The sequence below is a fragment of the Bradyrhizobium sp. HKCCYLRH3061 genome, assembly GCF_051168015.1.
In the GTDB taxonomy this organism is placed as follows: Bacteria; Pseudomonadota; Alphaproteobacteria; order Rhizobiales; family Xanthobacteraceae; genus Bradyrhizobium.
In genome coordinates this window covers 95,273-112,205 of record NZ_JBNPUE010000018.1, presented here as the reverse complement: position 1 = coordinate 112,205, position 16,933 = coordinate 95,273, and the positions used below count along the sequence as shown (strand labels likewise).

Here is a 16,933-nt window from a genome sequence, read left to right as displayed (position 1 = left end):
GACTGAGATAGGTTTTCCTGGCAGCGGGCGGCGGCGAGCCATCCGCTGCGTCGCGCTTTGGACAGGCAAAAGGACGTTCAACAATGGCGAATATCACCGCAGCGATGGTGAAGGACCTGCGCGAGTCGACCGGCGCGGGCATGATGGACTGCAAGGCCGCGCTCACCGAGAACGGCGGCGACATGCAGGCCGCGCAGGATTGGCTGCGCAAGAAGGGCCTGTCGAAGGCCGCCAAGAAGGCCGGCCGCGTTGCGGCTGAAGGCCTGATCGGCGCGCTGACCTCGGGCAAGAAGGGCGTGGTCGTGGAGGTCAACTCCGAGACCGACTTCGTCGCGCGCAACGAGCACTTCCAGGGCCTGGTCAAGATGATTGCCCAGGTCGCGCTCGACGTCGGGGCCGACGTGGAGAAGATCAAGGCCGCCAAGGTCGGCAGCATCACGGTCGAGGCCGCGATCGCCGATTCGATCGCCACCATCGGTGAGAACCAGACGCTGCGCCGTGCGGCCTCGCTCGAAGTGAGCCAGGGCGTCGTGTCGAGCTACGTCCATGGCGCTGTCATCGAGGGCGCAGGCAAGCTCGGCGTCATCGTCGCGCTGGAGTCGCCCGGCAAGACCGACGAGCTCGCCGTCCTCGGCCGTCAGCTCGCGATGCATGTCGCAGCCGCCAACCCCCAGGCGATCGATGCGGCCGGTCTCGATCCGGAGCTCGTGAAGCGCGAGAAGGACGTGCTTGCCGACAAGTATCGTCAGCAGGGCAAGCCGGAAAACGTGATCGAGAAGATCGTCGAGTCCGGCCTGAAGACCTACTACAAGGAAGTCACCCTGCTCGAGCAGGCCTTCATCCACGACAGCGGCAAGTCCGTTGCTCAGGCGCTGAAGGAAGCCGAAGGCAAGGTCGGTGGTCCGATCAAGGTTGCTGGCTTCGTGCGCTATGCCCTCGGTGAGGGCATCGAGAAGGAAGAGACCGACTTTGCGGCCGAAGTCGCCGCTGCGAGCGGCAAGAAGTAACGACTGGGCACGGTCACGATCCGGCGCGGCGTTCGCGCCGGATCTCAACGCGCGGGATAGGAGAGCATTGGCACATGGCTGAGCCGGTCTATCGTCGCGTCGTGGTCAAGCTGTCCGGCGAATATCTCGCGGGCCCTCATTCCTTCGGCATCGACCAGCCGACCGTCGACCGCATCGCCGACGACCTCATCGCGGCCCAGAAGCTCGGCATCGAGATCGCCGTCGTGGTCGGCGGCGGCAACATGGTGCGCGGCGTCGAGGTCTCGTCGCAGGGCGTGTCGCGTCCGACCGGCGACACCATGGGCATGCTGGCCACCGTCATGAACTGCCTGGCGCTGGAAGCCGCCATCCAGCGCAAGGGCACCCCGGCGCAGGCGCTCTCGGCGTTCGTCATGCCGGAGGTGTGCGAGCTGTTCACGCGTGCTGCGGCGCACAAGTCGCTCGCCGAGGGACGCATCGTCGTGCTCGGGGGCGGCACCGGCAATCCCTATTTCACGACCGATACCACGGCGGTGCTGCGTGCGGCCGAGATCGGTGCCCAGGCCGTGCTCAAGGCCACCAATGTCGACGGCGTCTACAGCGCCGATCCCAAGAAGGATCCGGCCGCCAAGCGCTTCGACCGGCTGACCCATTCGCAGGCCATCGAAGGCGGCTACAAGGTCATGGATGCGACCGCTTTCGCCCTTGCCCGGGAGACGTCGCTGCCTATCATTGTGTTCTCCATTGCCGAACCGGGCTCGATCGGCGCGATGTTGCGGGGCGAAGGGCGCGGCACCATCGTCGCGGGGTGAGCCGCGGTACCGTCGGCGGCCGGTGTTGGACCGATCCCGTGGCTGCGGTAGAAGCGTAAGCGAGACAGGAATTCGTCCGGGAGTCGCCCGAGTCCGACCGCAGGCCCTTCAAGGCCCGGCAGAGCCGGCCGCAGGCCCCCCGGATTGCAGAAAGGAAAGCGTGATGAGCACGGGCAATTTCGACCTCAACGAACTGAAGCGCCGCATGCAGGGCGCGACCCAGGCGCTGAAGCACGAGCTCGGCGGCCTGCGCACCGGCCGCGCCTCGGCATCGATGGTGGAGCCAGTCCAGGTCGAGGCCTACGGCTCGCACATGCCGCTCAACCAGCTCGCGACCGTCTCCGTGCCCGAGCCGCGGCTGCTCTCGGTGCAGGTCTGGGACCGCTCCATGGTCAAGGCCGTCGAGAAGGCGATCGTCGATTCCAACCTCGGCCTGTCGCCCGCGACCGAAGGCCAGGTGATCCGGCTGCGCATTCCCGAGCTCAACCAGGAGCGGCGCAAGGAGCTGGTCAAGGTCGCGCACAAATATGCGGAAGCTGCCCGTGTCGCCGTGCGTCACGTGCGCCGCGACGGTCTCGATACGCTGAAGAAGCTCGAGAAGAATCACGAGATGTCCGAGGACGATCAGGAGCGCTTCGCCGGCGACGTGCAGAAGGCGACCGACAGCGTGATCTCCGAGATCGACCAGTTGCTGGCGGCGAAGGAAAAGGAAATCCTCACCGTCTGAAGGATGCGCTTGATGTCGAAAGCCGCGGCCCCGGTGACGGAGGCGCCGGACCGGTCCGACGCACCGGCCCATGTTGCCATCATCATGGATGGCAATGGCCGCTGGGCTGCGGCCCGCGGGCTGCCGCGCGCGGAAGGGCATCGCCGCGGCGTCGAGGCGTTGCGCCGCGTGGTGCGTGCCTCGCATGAGCTCGGCATCCGCTATCTCACCATCTTCTCGTTCTCGTCCGAGAACTGGTCGCGTCCGGCCAGCGAGATCGGCGACCTGTTCGGCCTGTTGCGCCGCTTCATCCGCAACGATCTCGCGACCCTGCATCGCGACGGCGTGCGTGTCAGGGTGATCGGCGAGCGCGACGGGCTCGAGCCCGACATCTGCGCGCTTCTCAGCGAAGCCGAGGATCTCACCCGGGGCAACACCAAGCTGACGCTGGTGGTTGCCTTCAACTACGGCTCGCGCCAGGAGATCGCGCGCGCGGCGCAGCGGCTGGCGCGCGAGGTCGCTGAGGGCCGGCGCGATCCGGCGTCGATCGATGCCGATGCCATCGGCGCCCATCTCGATGCGCCCGACATTCCCGATCCCGACCTCATCATCCGCACCAGCGGCGAGCAGCGGCTGTCGAACTTCCTGATGTGGCAGGCCGCCTATAGCGAGCTGGTGTTCGTGCCGATCCATTGGCCCGACTTCGACAAGGCGGCGCTTGAGGGTGCGATCGCCGAGTTCGGCCGGCGTGAACGCCGCTTCGGCGGCCTCGCGGCGAAAACCGCCTCGTGACCAAACCGGATACCGCAGCCGTGGGAGACGCCGCCAACGCCGCGCAGCGCAACGAGTGTGCGCAACCCACAAAGGCTGCGGCCAGCAATCTAGTGATGCGGGTCGCGGCAGCGCTGGTGCTGGTGCCGCTGGCGCTCGGCGCCGCCTATGTCGGCGGCATGTTCTGGACCGCACTGGTCACGGTGGTCGCGGTCGGCCTGTATCTCGAATGGTTGATGGTGGTAGGCGAGATCCGCACCGCCAGCGTCGGCACGGCCGGGGCCCTGGCCATCGGCATTGCCGGCGTCTGCTGCGCCTATGGCTTGATCGACTTCGCCGTCGTCGTGCTCGGGCTCGGTCTGGCCGCCGCTACGGCGCTTGCTGCGGGGCGTCGCACCTGGGTGGCCGCCGGCTTCGCCTATGCGTCGGCGGCCGAGCTCGGCTCGGTGCTGGTGCGCTTCGATGCCGCCGAGGGATGGCACGCGCTGGTGCTGGTGTTTCTCGTCGTCTGGGCCAGCGATATCGGCGGCTATGTTGCCGGCCGCAGCATCGGCGGGCCGAAGCTCGCGCCGCGGATCAGCCCGAACAAGACCTGGGCCGGCGCAGTCGGCGGCTTCGTCGCCAGCCTCGTCGCCGCGGCCGCCTGGTCGATGGCCGGCGCCGGCGGACTGGTGACGACGCTCATGCTGGCCGCGACGCTGTCGGTGGTCTCGCAGCTCGGCGACCTCGCCGAATCTGCGGTGAAGCGGCACTTCGGGGTCAAGGACTCCAGTCACATCATTCCCGGCCATGGCGGCCTGTTGGATCGCCTGGACGGCTATGTCGCGGCCATCGTCGTCGCCGCATTGCTCGGTTTGCTGCGCGGCGGCCTCGATGGGGTCGGCCGCGGTCTTCTGGTTTGGTGACCGTCGGCGCAGCCGACCGGTCGATAATGTTTGGTGAGAACATGAGCGCAGTGCCATTGCGGAACAACAAGGCCGGTGTCGCGGAGATGCGCAGCGTCACCGTGCTCGGCGCCACCGGCTCGATCGGCGATTCGACCATGGACCTCGTGCGCGGCGCGCCGGAGCGCTACCGCGTCGAGGCGCTGACCGGCAACAGCAACGTCCAGGGCCTGGTGAAGCTGGCCCGAGAGTTCAACCCGCGCTTCGTGGCGGTGGCCGATCCGGCCGGCCTCGACGAGCTGCGCGATGCGCTGGCCGGCACCGGGATCGAATGCGGGGCAGGGGAGAGCGCCATCATCGAGGCGGCAGCCCGTCCCGCCGACTGGGTCATGGCCGCCGTCTCCGGCGCTGCCGGCCTCAAGCCGGCGCTCGCCGCGGTCGACCGCGGCGCGACCGTGGCGCTCGCCAACAAGGAATGCCTGGTCTGTGCCGGCGATTTCTTCATGGAGCGGGCCGCCCGGGCCGGCGCCTGCATCCTGCCGGCCGATTCAGAGCACAACGCACTGTTCCAGGCGCTGTCCTCGGGCAATCGCGAGGAGCTGGTGCGGGTGATCATCACCGCCTCCGGCGGCCCGTTCCGCACCTGGGCGCCGGCCGATATCGAGCAGGCGACCTTGGCCCAGGCGCTGAAGCATCCGAACTGGAGCATGGGCCAGAAGATCACGATCGATTCCGCCTCGATGATGAACAAGGGCCTCGAGGTGATCGAGGCGTCCTACCTGTTCGCGCTGGCGCCAGACGAGATCGACGTGCTGGTGCATCCACAGTCGATCGTCCACGGCATGGTCGAGTTCTCGGACCGGTCGGTGGTGGCGCAGCTCGGCGCGCCGGACATGCGGATCCCGATCGCCCATTGCCTCGGCTGGCCGGAGCGCATCAAGGGTCCGTCGGCCCGACTCGATCTCGCCAAGATCGGCACGCTGACCTTCGAGGCCCCGGACTTCGAGCGGTTCCCCGGTCTGCGGCTGGCCTATGATTCGCTGCGCACCGGGCGCGGCGCGACGACGGTGTTCAATGCCGCCAACGAGGTCGCCGTCGCGGCCTTCATCGGCGGCCACATCCGCTTTGGTGCGATCGCCCGCCTGGTCGAGGCGACCCTCGAGAGCTGGACGCGTTCAGGTAATTTGGCACCTCTGACGTCCGCGGACGACGCCATCGCCATTGACCATGATGCGCGAAAAAGGGCCGCCGGCCTCTTGCCTCAAATCGCCGCAAAAGCATCTTAACGGGTTGGATGGGCCGCTGGCCCGTCGGGAAGGTCATCGATGTCCGAATTTTTCCACCATATCTTCAATACCTTGAGCCACGGCCTTCTCGGCTACATCGTCCCGTTCCTGTTCGTGCTGACGATCGTGGTGTTTTTCCACGAGCTCGGCCATTTCCTGATCGCGCGCTGGGCCGGCGTGAAGGTGTTGACGTTTTCGCTCGGATTTGGCCCAGAACTGATCGGTTTCAACGACCGACACAACACCCGCTGGAAGATCTCGGCGATCCCGCTCGGCGGCTACGTGAAGTTCTTCGGCGACGAATCCGAGGCCTCGACGCCGTCGGCCGAGGCGCTCGCGAAGATGACGGCCGAGGAGCGCGCCGACAGCTTCCACCACAAGACCGTCGGCCAGCGCGCCGCGATCGTCGCGGCCGGCCCGATCGCCAACTTCATCCTGGCGGTCATCATCTTCGCCGGCATGGCGCTGTATTTCGGCAAGCCGAACACGACCCCGCGGGTCGATGCGGTGCAGCCGGACAGCGTCGCGGCCGCCGCCGGCTTCAAGGACGGTGACATCATTGCCGCCATCGACGGCCGGTCGATAGAGACCTTCGCCGACATGCAGCGCGTCGTCTCGGTCAGCGCCGGCACGGAATTGTCCTTCCTGGTCAAGCGGGACGGCACGGAACTCACCCTCAAGGCGACGCCGGCGCTCAAGGAGGTCAAGGACCTGTTCGGCAACAGCCACCGGATCGGCGTGCTCGGCATCCAGTACAACGCCAAGCCGGACGAATCGCGCTCGATCCCGGTCGGGTTCCTCGAATCGATCAAGATCGGCTTCGAGCAGGTCTGGTTCATCATCTCCACGACCTTCAAGTTCATCGCCTCGCTGTTCGCGGGCGCCGGGAGTGCCGGCGACGTCGGCGGTCCGATCCGAATCGCTCAACTCTCGGGACAGGCGGCCAGCCTCGGCTTCCAGTTCGTTGTGCAACTGTGCGCGACGCTGTCGGTCTCGATCGGCCTGCTGAACCTGTTCCCGGTTCCGCTGCTCGATGGCGGACACCTGTTGTTCTACGGGGTCGAGGCCGTCCGCGGCCGGCCGCTGTCGGAGCGGGCGCAGGAGATGGGGTTCCGAATCGGCCTCGGGCTGGTCCTCATGCTCATGGTCTTTGCAACCTATAACGATATCCTTCACCTCGCCGGGTCCTGAGCGCGGCTTTTTTACGACGTGGCCGTTAGGCAACGTTTTGAAACGAATTTGAAAATTCAGAGAGATCCGGCGTTTGCCGTCGGGTCCAAATTGGCTACAAGCGAACGACAAATGGGAATCTGTCGGGTTCGTAGGGGTACGGAACCGGCAACGGAATATAAGGGCGCGTAGCGCATGAAGTTCGGATTGCGGGTGCGGGGGGGCTTGGCGGCCGCCTTTATCATGTTCGCCGGACCGGTGGCTTTGCCGCTGGCGAGCGTGGTTCTTTCGTCGCCAGCTGCGGCGCAGACGGTCAACTCGATCGAAGTGGTCGGCAACCGCCGTGTCGAGCTGGAGACCATCCGCTCGTACTTCAAGCCGGGCCCCGGCGGGACGCTCGACGCCGGCCGGGTCGATGACGGCCTCAAGGCGCTGATCGAGACCGGCCTGTTCTCGGACGTGAAGATCAACCGCCAGGGTGGGCGGCTGATCGTGACCGTCGTCGAGAACCCGGTGATCGGCCGCGTCGCCTTCGAAGGCAACAAGAAGGTCAAGGACGAGCAGCTCCAGGCGGAAGTGCAGTCGAAGCCGCGCGGCACGCTCTCGCGCCCGATGGTGCAGTCCGACGCCCAGCGCATTGCGGAGATCTACCGCCGTTCGGGCCGTTACGACGTGCGCGTCACGCCGGAGATGATCGAGCAGCCGAACAACCGCGTCGACCTGATCTTCACGATCGAGGAAGGCGCCAAGACCGGCGTGAAGTCGATCGAGTTCGTCGGCAACAACGCCTTCTCGTCCTATCGCCTCAAGGACGTCATCAAGACCCGCGAGACCAACCTCCTGAGCTTCCTGGGCTCGGGCGACGTCTACGATCCGGACCGTGTCGAGGCCGATCGCGACCTGATTCGCCGCTTCTACCTGAAGAACGGTTATGCCGACGTGCAGGTCGTGGCCGCGCTCAGCGAGTACGATCCGGAGCGCAAGGGCTTCCTCGTGACCTTCAAGATCGAGGAAGGCCAGCAGTACCGGGTCGGTTCGGTCGACTTCCAGTCGTCGATCGCGACGCTCGACGGCAACACGCTGCGCGGCTATTCGCGCGTCAGCGTCGGCTCGCTCTATAATGTCGAGAACATCGAGAAATCGGTCGAGGAGATGCAGATCGAGGCCTCGCGGCGCGGCTACGCGTTCGCGGTGGTCCGCCCGCGCGGTGATCGCAACTTCGAGGCCCACACCGTGTCGGTCGTGTTCGCCATCGACGAGGGCCCGCGCACCTATATCGAGCGCATCAACATTCGCGGCAACACCCGCACCCGCGACTACGTCATTCGCCGCGAGTTCGACATCTCCGAGGGCGACGCCTACAACCGCGCCCTGGTGGACCGTGCCGAGCGCCGCCTGAAGAACCTCGACTTCTTCAAGGACGTAAAGATCGTCACCGAGCCGGGCTCGTCGAGCGACCGGGTGGTCCTGAACGTCAACCTGGAAGAGAAATCCACGGGTGACTTCTCGATCTCCGGCGGCTACTCGACCACGGACGGCGCGCTGGCCGAGGTCTCGATCTCCGAGCGCAACTTCCTCGGCCGCGGCCTGTTCGCCAAGGCGTCGGTGACCTACGGCCAGTTCGCCCGCGGCTACTCGCTGTCCTTCGTCGAGCCCTATCTGCTCGACTACCGGGTTGCGCTGGGCCTCGACCTGTATCAGCGCCAGCAGCTCGCCAACAACTTCATCTCCTACGGCACCAAGACGCTCGGCTTCAGCCCGCGCCTCGGCTTCCAGCTGCGCGAGGACCTGTCGCTGCAGCTGCGCTACTCGATCTACCGCCAGGAGATCTCGCTGCCGGCGACGCTGTCGGACTGTAACAACGTTGCCGCCGGTTCCATGATCGGCAACCGCTTCGTGCCGTTCAACCCGACCCCGGCCTTCATCAATGCCAATGGTATCGCCGATCCGAACGGCGGCCTCGGCTGCTTCGCCAACGGCGAGGCCTCGCTGCCGGTCCGTCAGGAGCTGGCGAACGGCGCAACCTTGACCTCGGCGCTCGGCTACACGCTGAACTACAACACGCTCGACAACACCAAGAACCCGACCGACGGCCTCTTGGTCGACTTCAAGCAGGACTTCGCGGGTGTTGGCGGCGACGTGTCGTACCTGAAGACCGCCTTCGATGCGAAGTACTTCACCCCGCTGGTGTCGGACATCGTCAGCATCGTCCACCTCCAGGGCGGTATCCTGAACAAGATCGGCAACACGCAGTTGCGCATGCTCGATCACTTCCAGATGGGTCCGAACTTGGTTCGTGGTTTCGCTCCGAACGGCATTGGTCCGCGTGACATCAATCCGTTCGGCACCCAGGATGCGCTGGGCGGCACCAAGTACTGGGGCGCTTCGCTCGAATTGCAGATGCCGTTCTGGTTCCTGCCCAAGGAGACTGGTCTGAAGGGTGCCGTTTACGCCGACGCTGGTGGCCTGTGGGGCTACCAGGGGCCGACGTCGTGGGCCCAGACCGGCGAGGTCAATGTGGCCGGCTGTCAGCCGCCGTCGCGTAATCCGAACAATGCCGGCACCTGCCTCGGCCTGCAGTTCAACGACCAGAATACGGTCCGGACCTCGGTCGGTGTGGGTCTGGTGTGGGCGTCGCCGTTCGGTCCGCTGCGCTTCGACTACGCGATCCCGCTCACCAAGGGCCAGTTCGACCGGACGCAGGAATTCCGGTTCGGCGGCGGTACCTCGTTCTGAGCCTGGGCCGATCGAATCCGGGTTGGCGTCGACCAACCCCGCCGGTGTAAGAGATGGGAGCTCGGTTCCGGGACACCGGAGCCGGGCTCTGACTTTTTGTCCTGAGAGTACGACTTGTCCCGAGAGTACGACGGAATGGCCCAGCCGACCTTCTTCCAATCGCCGCCGCCCACGACGCTGGCGGCGATCGCAACCGCCGCCAAGGCCACCCTGGTCGACCCGTCCCGCGGCGAGCAGGTGATCAAGGGACTGGCGTCGCTCGACGAGGCCGGCCCGATGCATCTGGCGTTTTTCGACAACCTCAAATACGCCGACCAGCTCGCCGGGACCAAGGCGGGCGCCTGCCTGGTCAGTCCCCGATTCGAGGCGCGCGTGCCGTCCCATGTCGCGGTGGTCCGCGCCAATCAGCCGTTCCGCGCCTTCGTGCAGCTTGCGCGTGAGTTCCATGCCGACGCACTGCGGCCGCAGCCCTGGTTCGGCGACGACGGACTCTCGCCCCAAGCCATCATCGATCCCACCGCGCGGCTGGAGGACGGCGTCATCGTCGAGCCGCTGGCGGTGATCGGCGCCCATGTCGAGATCGGCTCGGGGACGATCGTTGGTGCGGGTGCGGTGATCGGCCCCCACGTCAAGATCGGTCGCGACTGCAATGTCGGCGCCCGCACCGTTATTCAGTGCGCGCTGATCGGCAATGACGTCCTGATCCATCCCGGCTGCAGCATCGGCCAGGACGGCTACGGCTTCATCTTCTTCGGCGCGGATGGGCACACCAAGGTGCCGCAGACCGGGCGGGTGCTGATCCAGAACCACGTCGAGGTCGGCGCCGGTACGACGATCGATCGTGGCAGCCTGCGCGACACGGTCATCGGCGAGGGCACCAAGATCGACAACCAGGTGCAGATTGGCCACAATGTCACAATCGGGCGGCATTGCCTGCTGGCGGCCCAGATCGGGCTGGCAGGCAGCCTCACGATCGGCGACAACGTCGCGCTTGGAGCGAAAGTCGGTATCAACAATCACCTGACGATCGGCGATGGTGCCCAAGTGACCGCGATGAGCGGCGTCAAGGACGACATTCCGCCGAACGGCCGGTGGGGCGGCTTCTTCGCCAAGCCGACCAAGCAGTGGTTCCGCGAGATCGTCGCCGTGGAACGGCTGGTGCGCGATCAGACGGCGGCGAACAGGGACGAGGGGCGGGAGTGATGGACGAGTCACCCATCAGGTTTGCGGACATCGACATCAACGAGATTCTGAAGACGCTGCCGCACCGTAACCCGTTTCTCCTGATCGACCGCGTGAAGAACATCCGGGCCGACTACAGCGGCATCGGCGTCAAGAACGTCTCGTTCAACGAGCCGTGCTTCCAGGGCCATTTTCCGGAACGGCCGGTCTATCCGGGCGTGCTGATGATCGAGGGCATGGCGCAGACGGCGGGCGTGATCGGCATCAAGTCGGTCGAGGGCACGGAAAAGCCGCGCGCGGTGTATTTCCTCACCATCGACAAGTGCAAGTTCCGGAAGCCCGTGCTGCCCGGCCAGACCATCGAGTACCACATGCGCTCGATTGGCCGGCGCAAGACGATGTGGTGGTTCCACGGCGATGCCAAGGTCGACGGCGTCGTCGTCGCCGAGGCCGATGTCGGCGCGATGCTGACCGACTGACGGACTGGTAGAAAGTTGATTGCGTCGAAATGAGCAAGATTGATCCCACCGCACGCGTCGAGGATGGCGCCGTCATCGGTGAGGGCACCGTGATCGGTCCTTACTGCATCGTCGGCCCCAACGTCGTGATCGGGGCCAACTGCAAGCTGATCAGCCACGTCCAGATCATGGGCCACACCACGCTCGGCGATGACAACGTGATCTCGCCCTTCGTCGTGCTCGGCGGCGCGCCGCAGGATCTCAGCTATCGCGGCGAGCCGCATCGGCTCGAGATCGGCTCCGGCTGCACCTTCCGCGAAGGCGTGACGATGAACATCGGCACCACCAAGGGCGGCGGTCTCACCAAGGTCGGCAATGCCGGCTTCTTCATGAACAACGCCCATGTCGCCCACGATTGCGTGGTCGGCGACAACGTCATCTTCGCAACCTCGGCCACACTTGGCGGCCATGTCGAGGTCGGCGATTCCGTCTACATCGGCGGCCTGTCCGCGGTGCATCAGTTCACCCGCATCGGCCACGGCGTGATGGTCGGCGGCGTCTGCGGCGTACGCGGCGATATCATTCCGTATGGCCTCGCCAACGGCCAGTATGCCGCGCTCGAAGGTCTCAACGTCATTGGCATGAAGCGCCGCAAGTTCACCCGTGAGCGCCTCGCCACGGTGCGGGCGTTCTATCAGAAACTGTTCCACGGCCCCGGCGTGTTCGCCGAGCGGCTGGCGGCCGTGCGGCCAATGGCCGGCGAGGATCCCGCCATCGCCGAGATCCTCGCCTTCATCGATGGCGGCCGACATCGCGCCTTGTGCCTGCCCGAGATCGGCAGGCCGGCCATCGAGCCGTAGCGCCATGGCGCCCGCCGCCGACACCTCTCCGCCGATCGGCATGATCGCCGCGGGCGGGGTGCTGCCTTTCGCGGTCGCCGACGCCATCGTCGCGCGCGGCCAGACGCCGGTGCTGTTCGCCCTGAAGGGCATCTGCGATCCAAAGCCGCTAGCGCGCTTCCGGCATCACTGGATCGGCCTCGGGCAGCTCGGCAATGCCCTGAAGCTGCTGAAGGCCGAGGGCGTCCGCGATCTCATGTTCATCGGCAATCTCGTTCGTCCGGCCGTGTCGGAGATCCGCTTCGACTGGGGCACGCTGCGCGAGCTGCCCTACATCTGGTCGGCCTTTCGCGGCGGTGACGATCATCTGCTGTCCGGCGTCGGCCGCATCTTCGAGCGCCACGGCTTTCACATGATCGGCGTCAAGGACGTCGCCCCCAATCTGCTCGTGCCCGAAGGGCGGCTGACGCGGAGCGGGCCCAACGATCTGGTGACCGGAGACATCGCCAAGGGAATGTCCGTGCTCCGCGCCATGGCGCCGTTCGATGTCGGTCAGGCGGTGGTCGTGATCGACGGCCACGTCGTTGCGCTCGAGGATATCGAGGGCACCGACGGGCTGCTGGCCCGCGTGGCGCGGCTGCGCGCCGATCGCCGCATTCGCGCCGCCGCCGGGCGCGGCGTGCTGGTGAAGGCGCCCAAGGCCGGCCAGGACCTCCGCTACGACCTGCCGACCATCGGGCCGCGTACCGTCGAGGGACTTGCGGCCGCAGGCCTTGCCGGCGTGGCGGTGGCTGCCGCCTACACGCTGCTCGCCGATCCCCAGGAGACGGTGGCGGCCGCCGACCGGGCCGGCGTGTTCATCACGGGTGTCACGGCGTGACGCCCCTGCCTCCGGCAGGCCCGGCGATGCGCAGGATCTGCCTGGTCGCGACCGAAGAGTCCGGTGATCGCCTCGGCGCCAGCCTGATGAAGGTGCTGCGCCAGCGGCTCGGCGACGGCGTCGAGTTCTCCGGCGTCGGCGGTCGCGGCATGACACGCGAGGGGCTCGCCTCGCTGTTTCCGATCGAGGAGCTCTCGATCGTCGGTTTCGCGGCGGTGCTGAAGCAGCTGCCGAAGATCCTGCGCCTGATCCGCGGCACGGTAGACGCGATCGTTGCAGCTCAGCCCGACGTGCTCGTCATCATCGACAGCCCGGATTTCACCCAGCGGGTGGCGAAGAAAGTTCATGCCCGCGATGCCGCGATTCCGATCGTGAACTACGTGGCGCCGACCGTGTGGGCCTGGCGTCCCGGCCGTGCCAGGGCGATGCGCGGCTATGTCGATCACGTGCTGGGTCTGCTGCCGTTCGAGCCGGAGGCGTTCCGCAGGCTCGGCGGCCCGCCCTGCACCTATGTCGGCCATCCCCTGATCGAGCAGCTTGCAACGCTCCGGCCGAATGCGGCCGAGCAGCAGCGCCGTGACGCCAAACCCCCGATTCTTCTCGTGCTGCCGGGAAGCCGGCGCAGCGAGGTCGCGCGTCACATCGCCGTGTTCGGTGAGACGCTGGCGCGGCTGCGGGCGCAGGACGTCGCGTTCGAGGCCGTGGTGCCCACCACGCCGCATCTCGAAGCGGCGGTGAGGGCAGGGGTAGCGAACTGGGAGGTCGCGCCGCAGATCGTCACCGCCGAGGCCGAGAAGCGGGCCGCTTTCAGGAGCGCCCATGCGGCGCTCGCCAAATCCGGCACGGTCACGCTGGAGCTCGCGATCTCCGGAGTGCCGATGGTCACGGCCTATCGCGTCGGCGAGGTCGAAGCCTTCATCCTGCGCCGTCTCATCAAGGTCCAATCCGTCATCCTCGCCAATCTCGTGATCGGCGACAACGTCATCCCGGAATTCCTGCAGGAAGCCTGCACCGCCGACAATCTCGCGCCCGTGCTGGCGGATCTGCTGAGCAACGGCCCGATCCGCGCGCGTCAGGTCGAGGCGTTCAATCGCCTCGACGCCATCATGTCGACCGGCGCATCGTCACCGAGCATGCGCGCCGCCGATATCGTGCTGGAGACGATGCGCGGGGGACGGGCAGGGAACTAATCAGGTCGAGTCCGAGCTACAGTCTAAGCGCCGCGAGAGGTGTAAAACGATAGTCGACCAAGACGATCTCCCCTGGGAGGGACAATGCGCCGATGCCGCGTACACGTTCGCATTGCGATGCGCGGAATTGTCTGCGCGAAACCCTCACAGTTTGCCTGCGCCGCTGAACGAGATCATCGGCACCTTGATGACAGAGCTATGGGACCGGAATTTCAGCCAAACTGACATCCGTGTGGCCTTGGACGCAGCCGTGCGAGGTATGCCGCGTTACGCCGCGGGATCAGAGCGACGCAGCCCGACGTCCACAAGGTTGGCGACCGACGATTGGCGTGCCGCCGACGGATAGGCGATGAGTCCAGCGGACTCGCCGACAGAACGCGCCGCGCGACGGTGGGCCTGCTGCCGCCTTGCGGCGACCGCTTTGCCCACCTACGGCGGCTCGCCGAGTCGCTCACTTCAACTGCTCCACAAGAAAGCTGGTCGTTCGTGTGAGCGCGTCCGTTGCCTTGGACACTTTCAACGGGCTGTCGCGGCTCAATCGGCTGCTGGCATTTGTTCCGCGGCTCGAAGCTCTACGAGTGCACCATTCGCACGAGATCTTTTCCGAGCTGTTCCAAGCTCAGAAACAAATTTGAGGCTTCGGCCAAAAAGACGAAAAGGAATGCATGCACCAGATACATGCGGTTGCCGAGCGTAACGAGCATACGTTCGATGACGACGCGCGGATATGAAGGCCTGCCGAAAAGCATGACGAATGCTACGCCAAGGACCAGCGAGCCGATCACGTCGCTTGGATAGTGAAACGCAAAGGCGACCCTGGATAGCGCAACGACGACGGTCGCCCAAAGAAAGCAAAGCCATCCAGCCCATCTGTTCTCGATGAACACCACCGTCGCGAGGCCGAAGAACAACGTCGCGGTGTCGCTGGGAAACGAACTCTGGCGGTCCCAGCTCCAGGGTACGGCGACGGAGTTCACATGAAGCGCCGGGTCCAGGAGAGGACGCGTGTGGACAAAGACGTGAAACTGGAGCCAGACAGACAGCATCGTCGCCAAGCAGACTCCGAACAGTCCTGCCAGCATACGACTCCGGCGCTTTGCACAATCGTCCACGAACCACAGCGCGACAAGCGAGCCGAATATCGGAATTCCTCTGAACAGGGAATTGGTCGCAAGCTCATAGAGACCGGCATGCGTTCCGGCGAGCGCGTTCATTCCAAGCAACAGGTCCTGATCCAAATTGCCAGTCATCTCCTTAGCCAAGTCTAAATATAACTGCGGGACAGCCATCCCTCGCAGACTGCGTCAATCGGCAGCAAGCAGAACATGCGATTTTGGTTAACCCTGCCGCCCGCGGCGTCGTCGTATGCCCGGTCCCCACATGATCATGTCTCCGGCATCAGCCCGAGACGGTCCTCGTCGAGAGGCTACGCCGTGGCGCCGTCCCCCCGTCTTGCTGATCGGTTAGCCGATCGACGGTTGGGACTGCCGCGTTGCCGATCTTTGCGACGCATCCCAAGCTTCGGCGCAAGAGCATCCAGCCGTAACGAAAAAGGCCCATCCAGCGTGCTGGACGGGCCTTTGGTGATTTGATGTCTCGCGGCGGGCGCGATCAGCCGCGCTTGTCCATCTCGACGTAGCTGCGCGTGGTCACGCCGGTGTAGAGCTGGCGCGGACGGCCGATCTTCTGCTGCGGATCCTCGATCATCTCGCTCCACTGGCTGATCCAGCCGACGGTGCGGGCGACCGCGAACAGCACGGTGAACATGGAGACCGGGAAGCCCATCGCCTTCAGCGTGATGCCCGAGTAGAAATCGACGTTCGGGTAGAGCTTGCGGTCGATGAAGTACTGATCGCTGAGCGCGATCTTCTCCAGCTCCAGCGCGACCTTGAGCATCTGATCGTCGGCGTGGCCCGTCTCCTTGAGCACCGCGTGACACATCTTCTGCATGATCTTGGCGCGCGGATCGTAGTTCTTGTAGACGCGATGGCCGAAGCCCATCAGGCGCACGTCGCTGTTCTTGTCCTTCACCTTGGCGATGAATTCCGGAATCTTGTCGACGGTGCCGATCTCAGCCAGCATGTTCAGCGCAGCCTCGTTGGCGCCGCCATGCGCCGGGCCCCACAGGCAGGCGATGCCGGCGGCGATGCAGGCGAACGGGTTGGCGCCCGACGAGCCGGCGATGCGCACCGTGGAGGTCGAGGCGTTCTGCTCGTGGTCGGCGTGCAGGATGAAGATCTTGTCGAGCGCGTCGGCGAGCACCGGGTTCGGCTTGTACTCCTCGCACGGCACGGCGAAGCACATGTTCAGGAAGTTCTCGGCGAAGGACAGCGAGTTCTTCGGATAAACGAAGGGCTGGCCGATGGTGTATTTGTAGGCCATCGCCGCCAGCGTCGGGATCTTCGCGATCATCCGCATCGACGCGATCATGCGCTGCTTCGGATCGTTGATGTCGGTGGAGTCGTGGTAGAACGCGGCGAGCGCGCCGACCGAAGCGACCATGACCGCCATCGGATGCGCGTCGCGGCGGAAGCCGTGGAAGAAGCGCGACATCTGCTCGTGCACCATCGTGTGGTGGGTCACGCGATAGTCGAAATCCTGCTTCTGGGCCTTGGTGGGGAGCTCCCCGTACAGCAGCAGATAGCAGGTCTCCAGGAAGTCGCCCTTCTCGGCGAGCTGCTCGATCGGATATCCGCGGTATTCGAGGACGCCGGCGTCGCCGTCGATATAGGTGATCTTGGACTGGCAGCTGCCGGTCGAGGTGAAGCCGGGATCATAGGTGAACATCCCGGTCTGGGCGTAGAGCTTGCCGATGTCGATGACGTCGGGACCCACGGTGCCGCTCAGGATCGGAAGATCGAAATTCTTGTTGCCGACGGTGAGCGTCGCGGTCTTGCTTGCGGATTTTGCGTCCATCGTTTGTCCCCGATGAGATCGTTAGGCTTGGCCCTTGTTCTTTGTGAGAGATGGCAGGGCGGGTGGACTTTATCTAGTGCGGTGGCTTTGACATTCGCGTCACTGTCGCTGCCAACA

General features: G+C 65.4%; 15 protein-coding genes. 13 read left to right on the top strand and 2 right to left on the bottom strand.

Going from position 1 to position 16,933, the window contains the following annotated elements:
- Positions 1–83 precede the first annotated feature (83 nt).
- From tsf to lpxB, 13 genes are all read left to right on the top strand, one after another.
- Positions 84–1,007 carry a translation elongation factor Ts gene (gene tsf, locus ACQR2C_RS25920; protein ID WP_315711597.1) on the top strand — a complete coding sequence of 308 codons (924 nt, stop codon included), beginning with the start codon at positions 84–86 and terminating at the stop codon, positions 1,005–1,007.
- A 74-nt stretch (positions 1,008–1,081) separates the two neighbouring features.
- On the top strand, positions 1,082–1,798 hold the full coding sequence (gene pyrH / locus ACQR2C_RS25915) for a UMP kinase (RefSeq protein ID WP_316181314.1): 717 nt from the start codon (positions 1,082–1,084) through the stop codon (positions 1,796–1,798).
- 163 nt (positions 1,799–1,961) lie between these two features.
- On the top strand, positions 1,962–2,525 hold the full coding sequence (frr, locus tag ACQR2C_RS25910) for a ribosome recycling factor (RefSeq protein WP_315799731.1): 564 nt from the start codon (positions 1,962–1,964) through the stop codon (positions 2,523–2,525).
- A gap of 12 nt (positions 2,526–2,537) precedes the next feature.
- Entirely contained in the window at positions 2,538–3,296 is a 759-nt protein-coding gene (locus ACQR2C_RS25905; RefSeq protein WP_315799732.1) for an isoprenyl transferase, read from the top strand.
- On the top strand, positions 3,293–4,180 hold the full coding sequence (locus tag ACQR2C_RS25900; protein WP_434882417.1) for a phosphatidate cytidylyltransferase: 888 nt from the start codon (positions 3,293–3,295) through the stop codon (positions 4,178–4,180). The genes ACQR2C_RS25905 and ACQR2C_RS25900 overlap by 4 nt, the downstream gene beginning before the upstream one ends.
- 41 nt (positions 4,181–4,221) lie before the next feature.
- Positions 4,222–5,445, top strand: a complete 1,224-nt coding sequence (dxr, locus tag ACQR2C_RS25895) for a 1-deoxy-D-xylulose-5-phosphate reductoisomerase (RefSeq protein WP_316181312.1) — start codon at positions 4,222–4,224, stop codon at positions 5,443–5,445.
- 39 nt (positions 5,446–5,484) lie between these two features.
- On the top strand, positions 5,485–6,636 hold the full coding sequence (rseP, locus tag ACQR2C_RS25890) for an RIP metalloprotease RseP (protein ID WP_434840118.1): 1,152 nt from the start codon (positions 5,485–5,487) through the stop codon (positions 6,634–6,636).
- A gap of 174 nt (positions 6,637–6,810) precedes the next feature.
- Positions 6,811–9,351, top strand: a complete 2,541-nt coding sequence (gene bamA / locus ACQR2C_RS25885) for an outer membrane protein assembly factor BamA (RefSeq protein ID WP_316217877.1) — start codon at positions 6,811–6,813, stop codon at positions 9,349–9,351.
- Between the two features lie 135 nt (positions 9,352–9,486).
- Entirely contained in the window at positions 9,487–10,554 is a 1,068-nt protein-coding gene (gene lpxD / locus ACQR2C_RS25880) for a UDP-3-O-(3-hydroxymyristoyl)glucosamine N-acyltransferase (protein ID WP_434882416.1), read from the top strand.
- Positions 10,554–11,012 (top strand): 3-hydroxyacyl-ACP dehydratase FabZ, encoded by a 459-nt coding sequence (gene fabZ, locus ACQR2C_RS25875; protein ID WP_315799738.1) that lies wholly within the window; start codon positions 10,554–10,556, stop codon positions 11,010–11,012. The genes lpxD and fabZ overlap by 1 nt, the downstream gene beginning before the upstream one ends.
- Before the next feature lie 29 nt (positions 11,013–11,041).
- Positions 11,042–11,851 (top strand): acyl-ACP--UDP-N-acetylglucosamine O-acyltransferase, encoded by an 810-nt coding sequence (gene lpxA / locus ACQR2C_RS25870; protein WP_434882415.1) that lies wholly within the window; start codon positions 11,042–11,044, stop codon positions 11,849–11,851.
- A 4-nt stretch (positions 11,852–11,855) separates the two neighbouring features.
- Positions 11,856–12,710 (top strand): LpxI family protein, encoded by an 855-nt coding sequence (locus ACQR2C_RS25865; RefSeq protein ID WP_434882414.1) that lies wholly within the window; start codon positions 11,856–11,858, stop codon positions 12,708–12,710.
- Complete coding sequence (gene lpxB, locus ACQR2C_RS25860; protein WP_434882413.1) at positions 12,707–13,900, top strand: lipid-A-disaccharide synthase; 1,194 nt, start codon at positions 12,707–12,709, stop codon at positions 13,898–13,900. Before ACQR2C_RS25865 ends, lpxB begins: the two co-directional genes overlap by 4 nt.
- A 572-nt stretch (positions 13,901–14,472) precedes the next feature.
- Here the strand turns inward: lpxB and ACQR2C_RS25855 are convergent.
- On the bottom strand, positions 14,473–15,150 hold the full coding sequence (locus tag ACQR2C_RS25855; RefSeq protein WP_434882412.1) for a phosphatase PAP2 family protein: 678 nt from the start codon (positions 15,148–15,150) through the stop codon (positions 14,473–14,475).
- Between the two features lie 361 nt (positions 15,151–15,511).
- Positions 15,512–16,816 carry a citrate synthase gene (gltA, locus tag ACQR2C_RS25850; RefSeq protein ID WP_315799743.1) on the bottom strand — a complete coding sequence of 435 codons (1,305 nt, stop codon included), beginning with the start codon at positions 16,814–16,816 and terminating at the stop codon, positions 15,512–15,514.
- Positions 16,817–16,933 lie beyond the last annotated feature (117 nt).

Excerpts from the sequence above, each read along its gene's own strand:
- bamA (WP_316217877.1), top strand. The coding sequence starts at position 6,811 with ATGAAGTTCGGATTGCGGGTGCGGGGGGGCTTGGCGGCCGCCTTTATC.
- fabZ (WP_315799738.1), top strand. The coding sequence starts at position 10,554 with ATGGACGAGTCACCCATCAGGTTTGCGGACATCGACATCAACGAGATT.
- dxr (WP_316181312.1), top strand. The coding sequence starts at position 4,222 with ATGAGCGCAGTGCCATTGCGGAACAACAAGGCCGGTGTCGCGGAGATG.
- ACQR2C_RS25905 (WP_315799732.1), top strand. The coding sequence starts at position 2,538 with ATGTCGAAAGCCGCGGCCCCGGTGACGGAGGCGCCGGACCGGTCCGAC.
- lpxA (WP_434882415.1), top strand. The coding sequence starts at position 11,042 with ATGAGCAAGATTGATCCCACCGCACGCGTCGAGGATGGCGCCGTCATC.
- gltA (WP_315799743.1), bottom strand. The coding sequence starts at position 16,816 with ATGGACGCAAAATCCGCAAGCAAGACCGCGACGCTCACCGTCGGCAAC.
- rseP (WP_434840118.1), top strand. The coding sequence starts at position 5,485 with ATGTCCGAATTTTTCCACCATATCTTCAATACCTTGAGCCACGGCCTT.
- tsf (WP_315711597.1), top strand. The coding sequence starts at position 84 with ATGGCGAATATCACCGCAGCGATGGTGAAGGACCTGCGCGAGTCGACC.
- lpxD (WP_434882416.1), top strand. The coding sequence starts at position 9,487 with ATGGCCCAGCCGACCTTCTTCCAATCGCCGCCGCCCACGACGCTGGCG.
- pyrH (WP_316181314.1), top strand. The coding sequence starts at position 1,082 with ATGGCTGAGCCGGTCTATCGTCGCGTCGTGGTCAAGCTGTCCGGCGAA.
- frr (WP_315799731.1), top strand. The coding sequence starts at position 1,962 with ATGAGCACGGGCAATTTCGACCTCAACGAACTGAAGCGCCGCATGCAG.
- ACQR2C_RS25855 (WP_434882412.1), bottom strand. The coding sequence starts at position 15,150 with ATGACTGGCAATTTGGATCAGGACCTGTTGCTTGGAATGAACGCGCTC.
- ACQR2C_RS25865 (WP_434882414.1), top strand. The coding sequence starts at position 11,856 with ATGGCGCCCGCCGCCGACACCTCTCCGCCGATCGGCATGATCGCCGCG.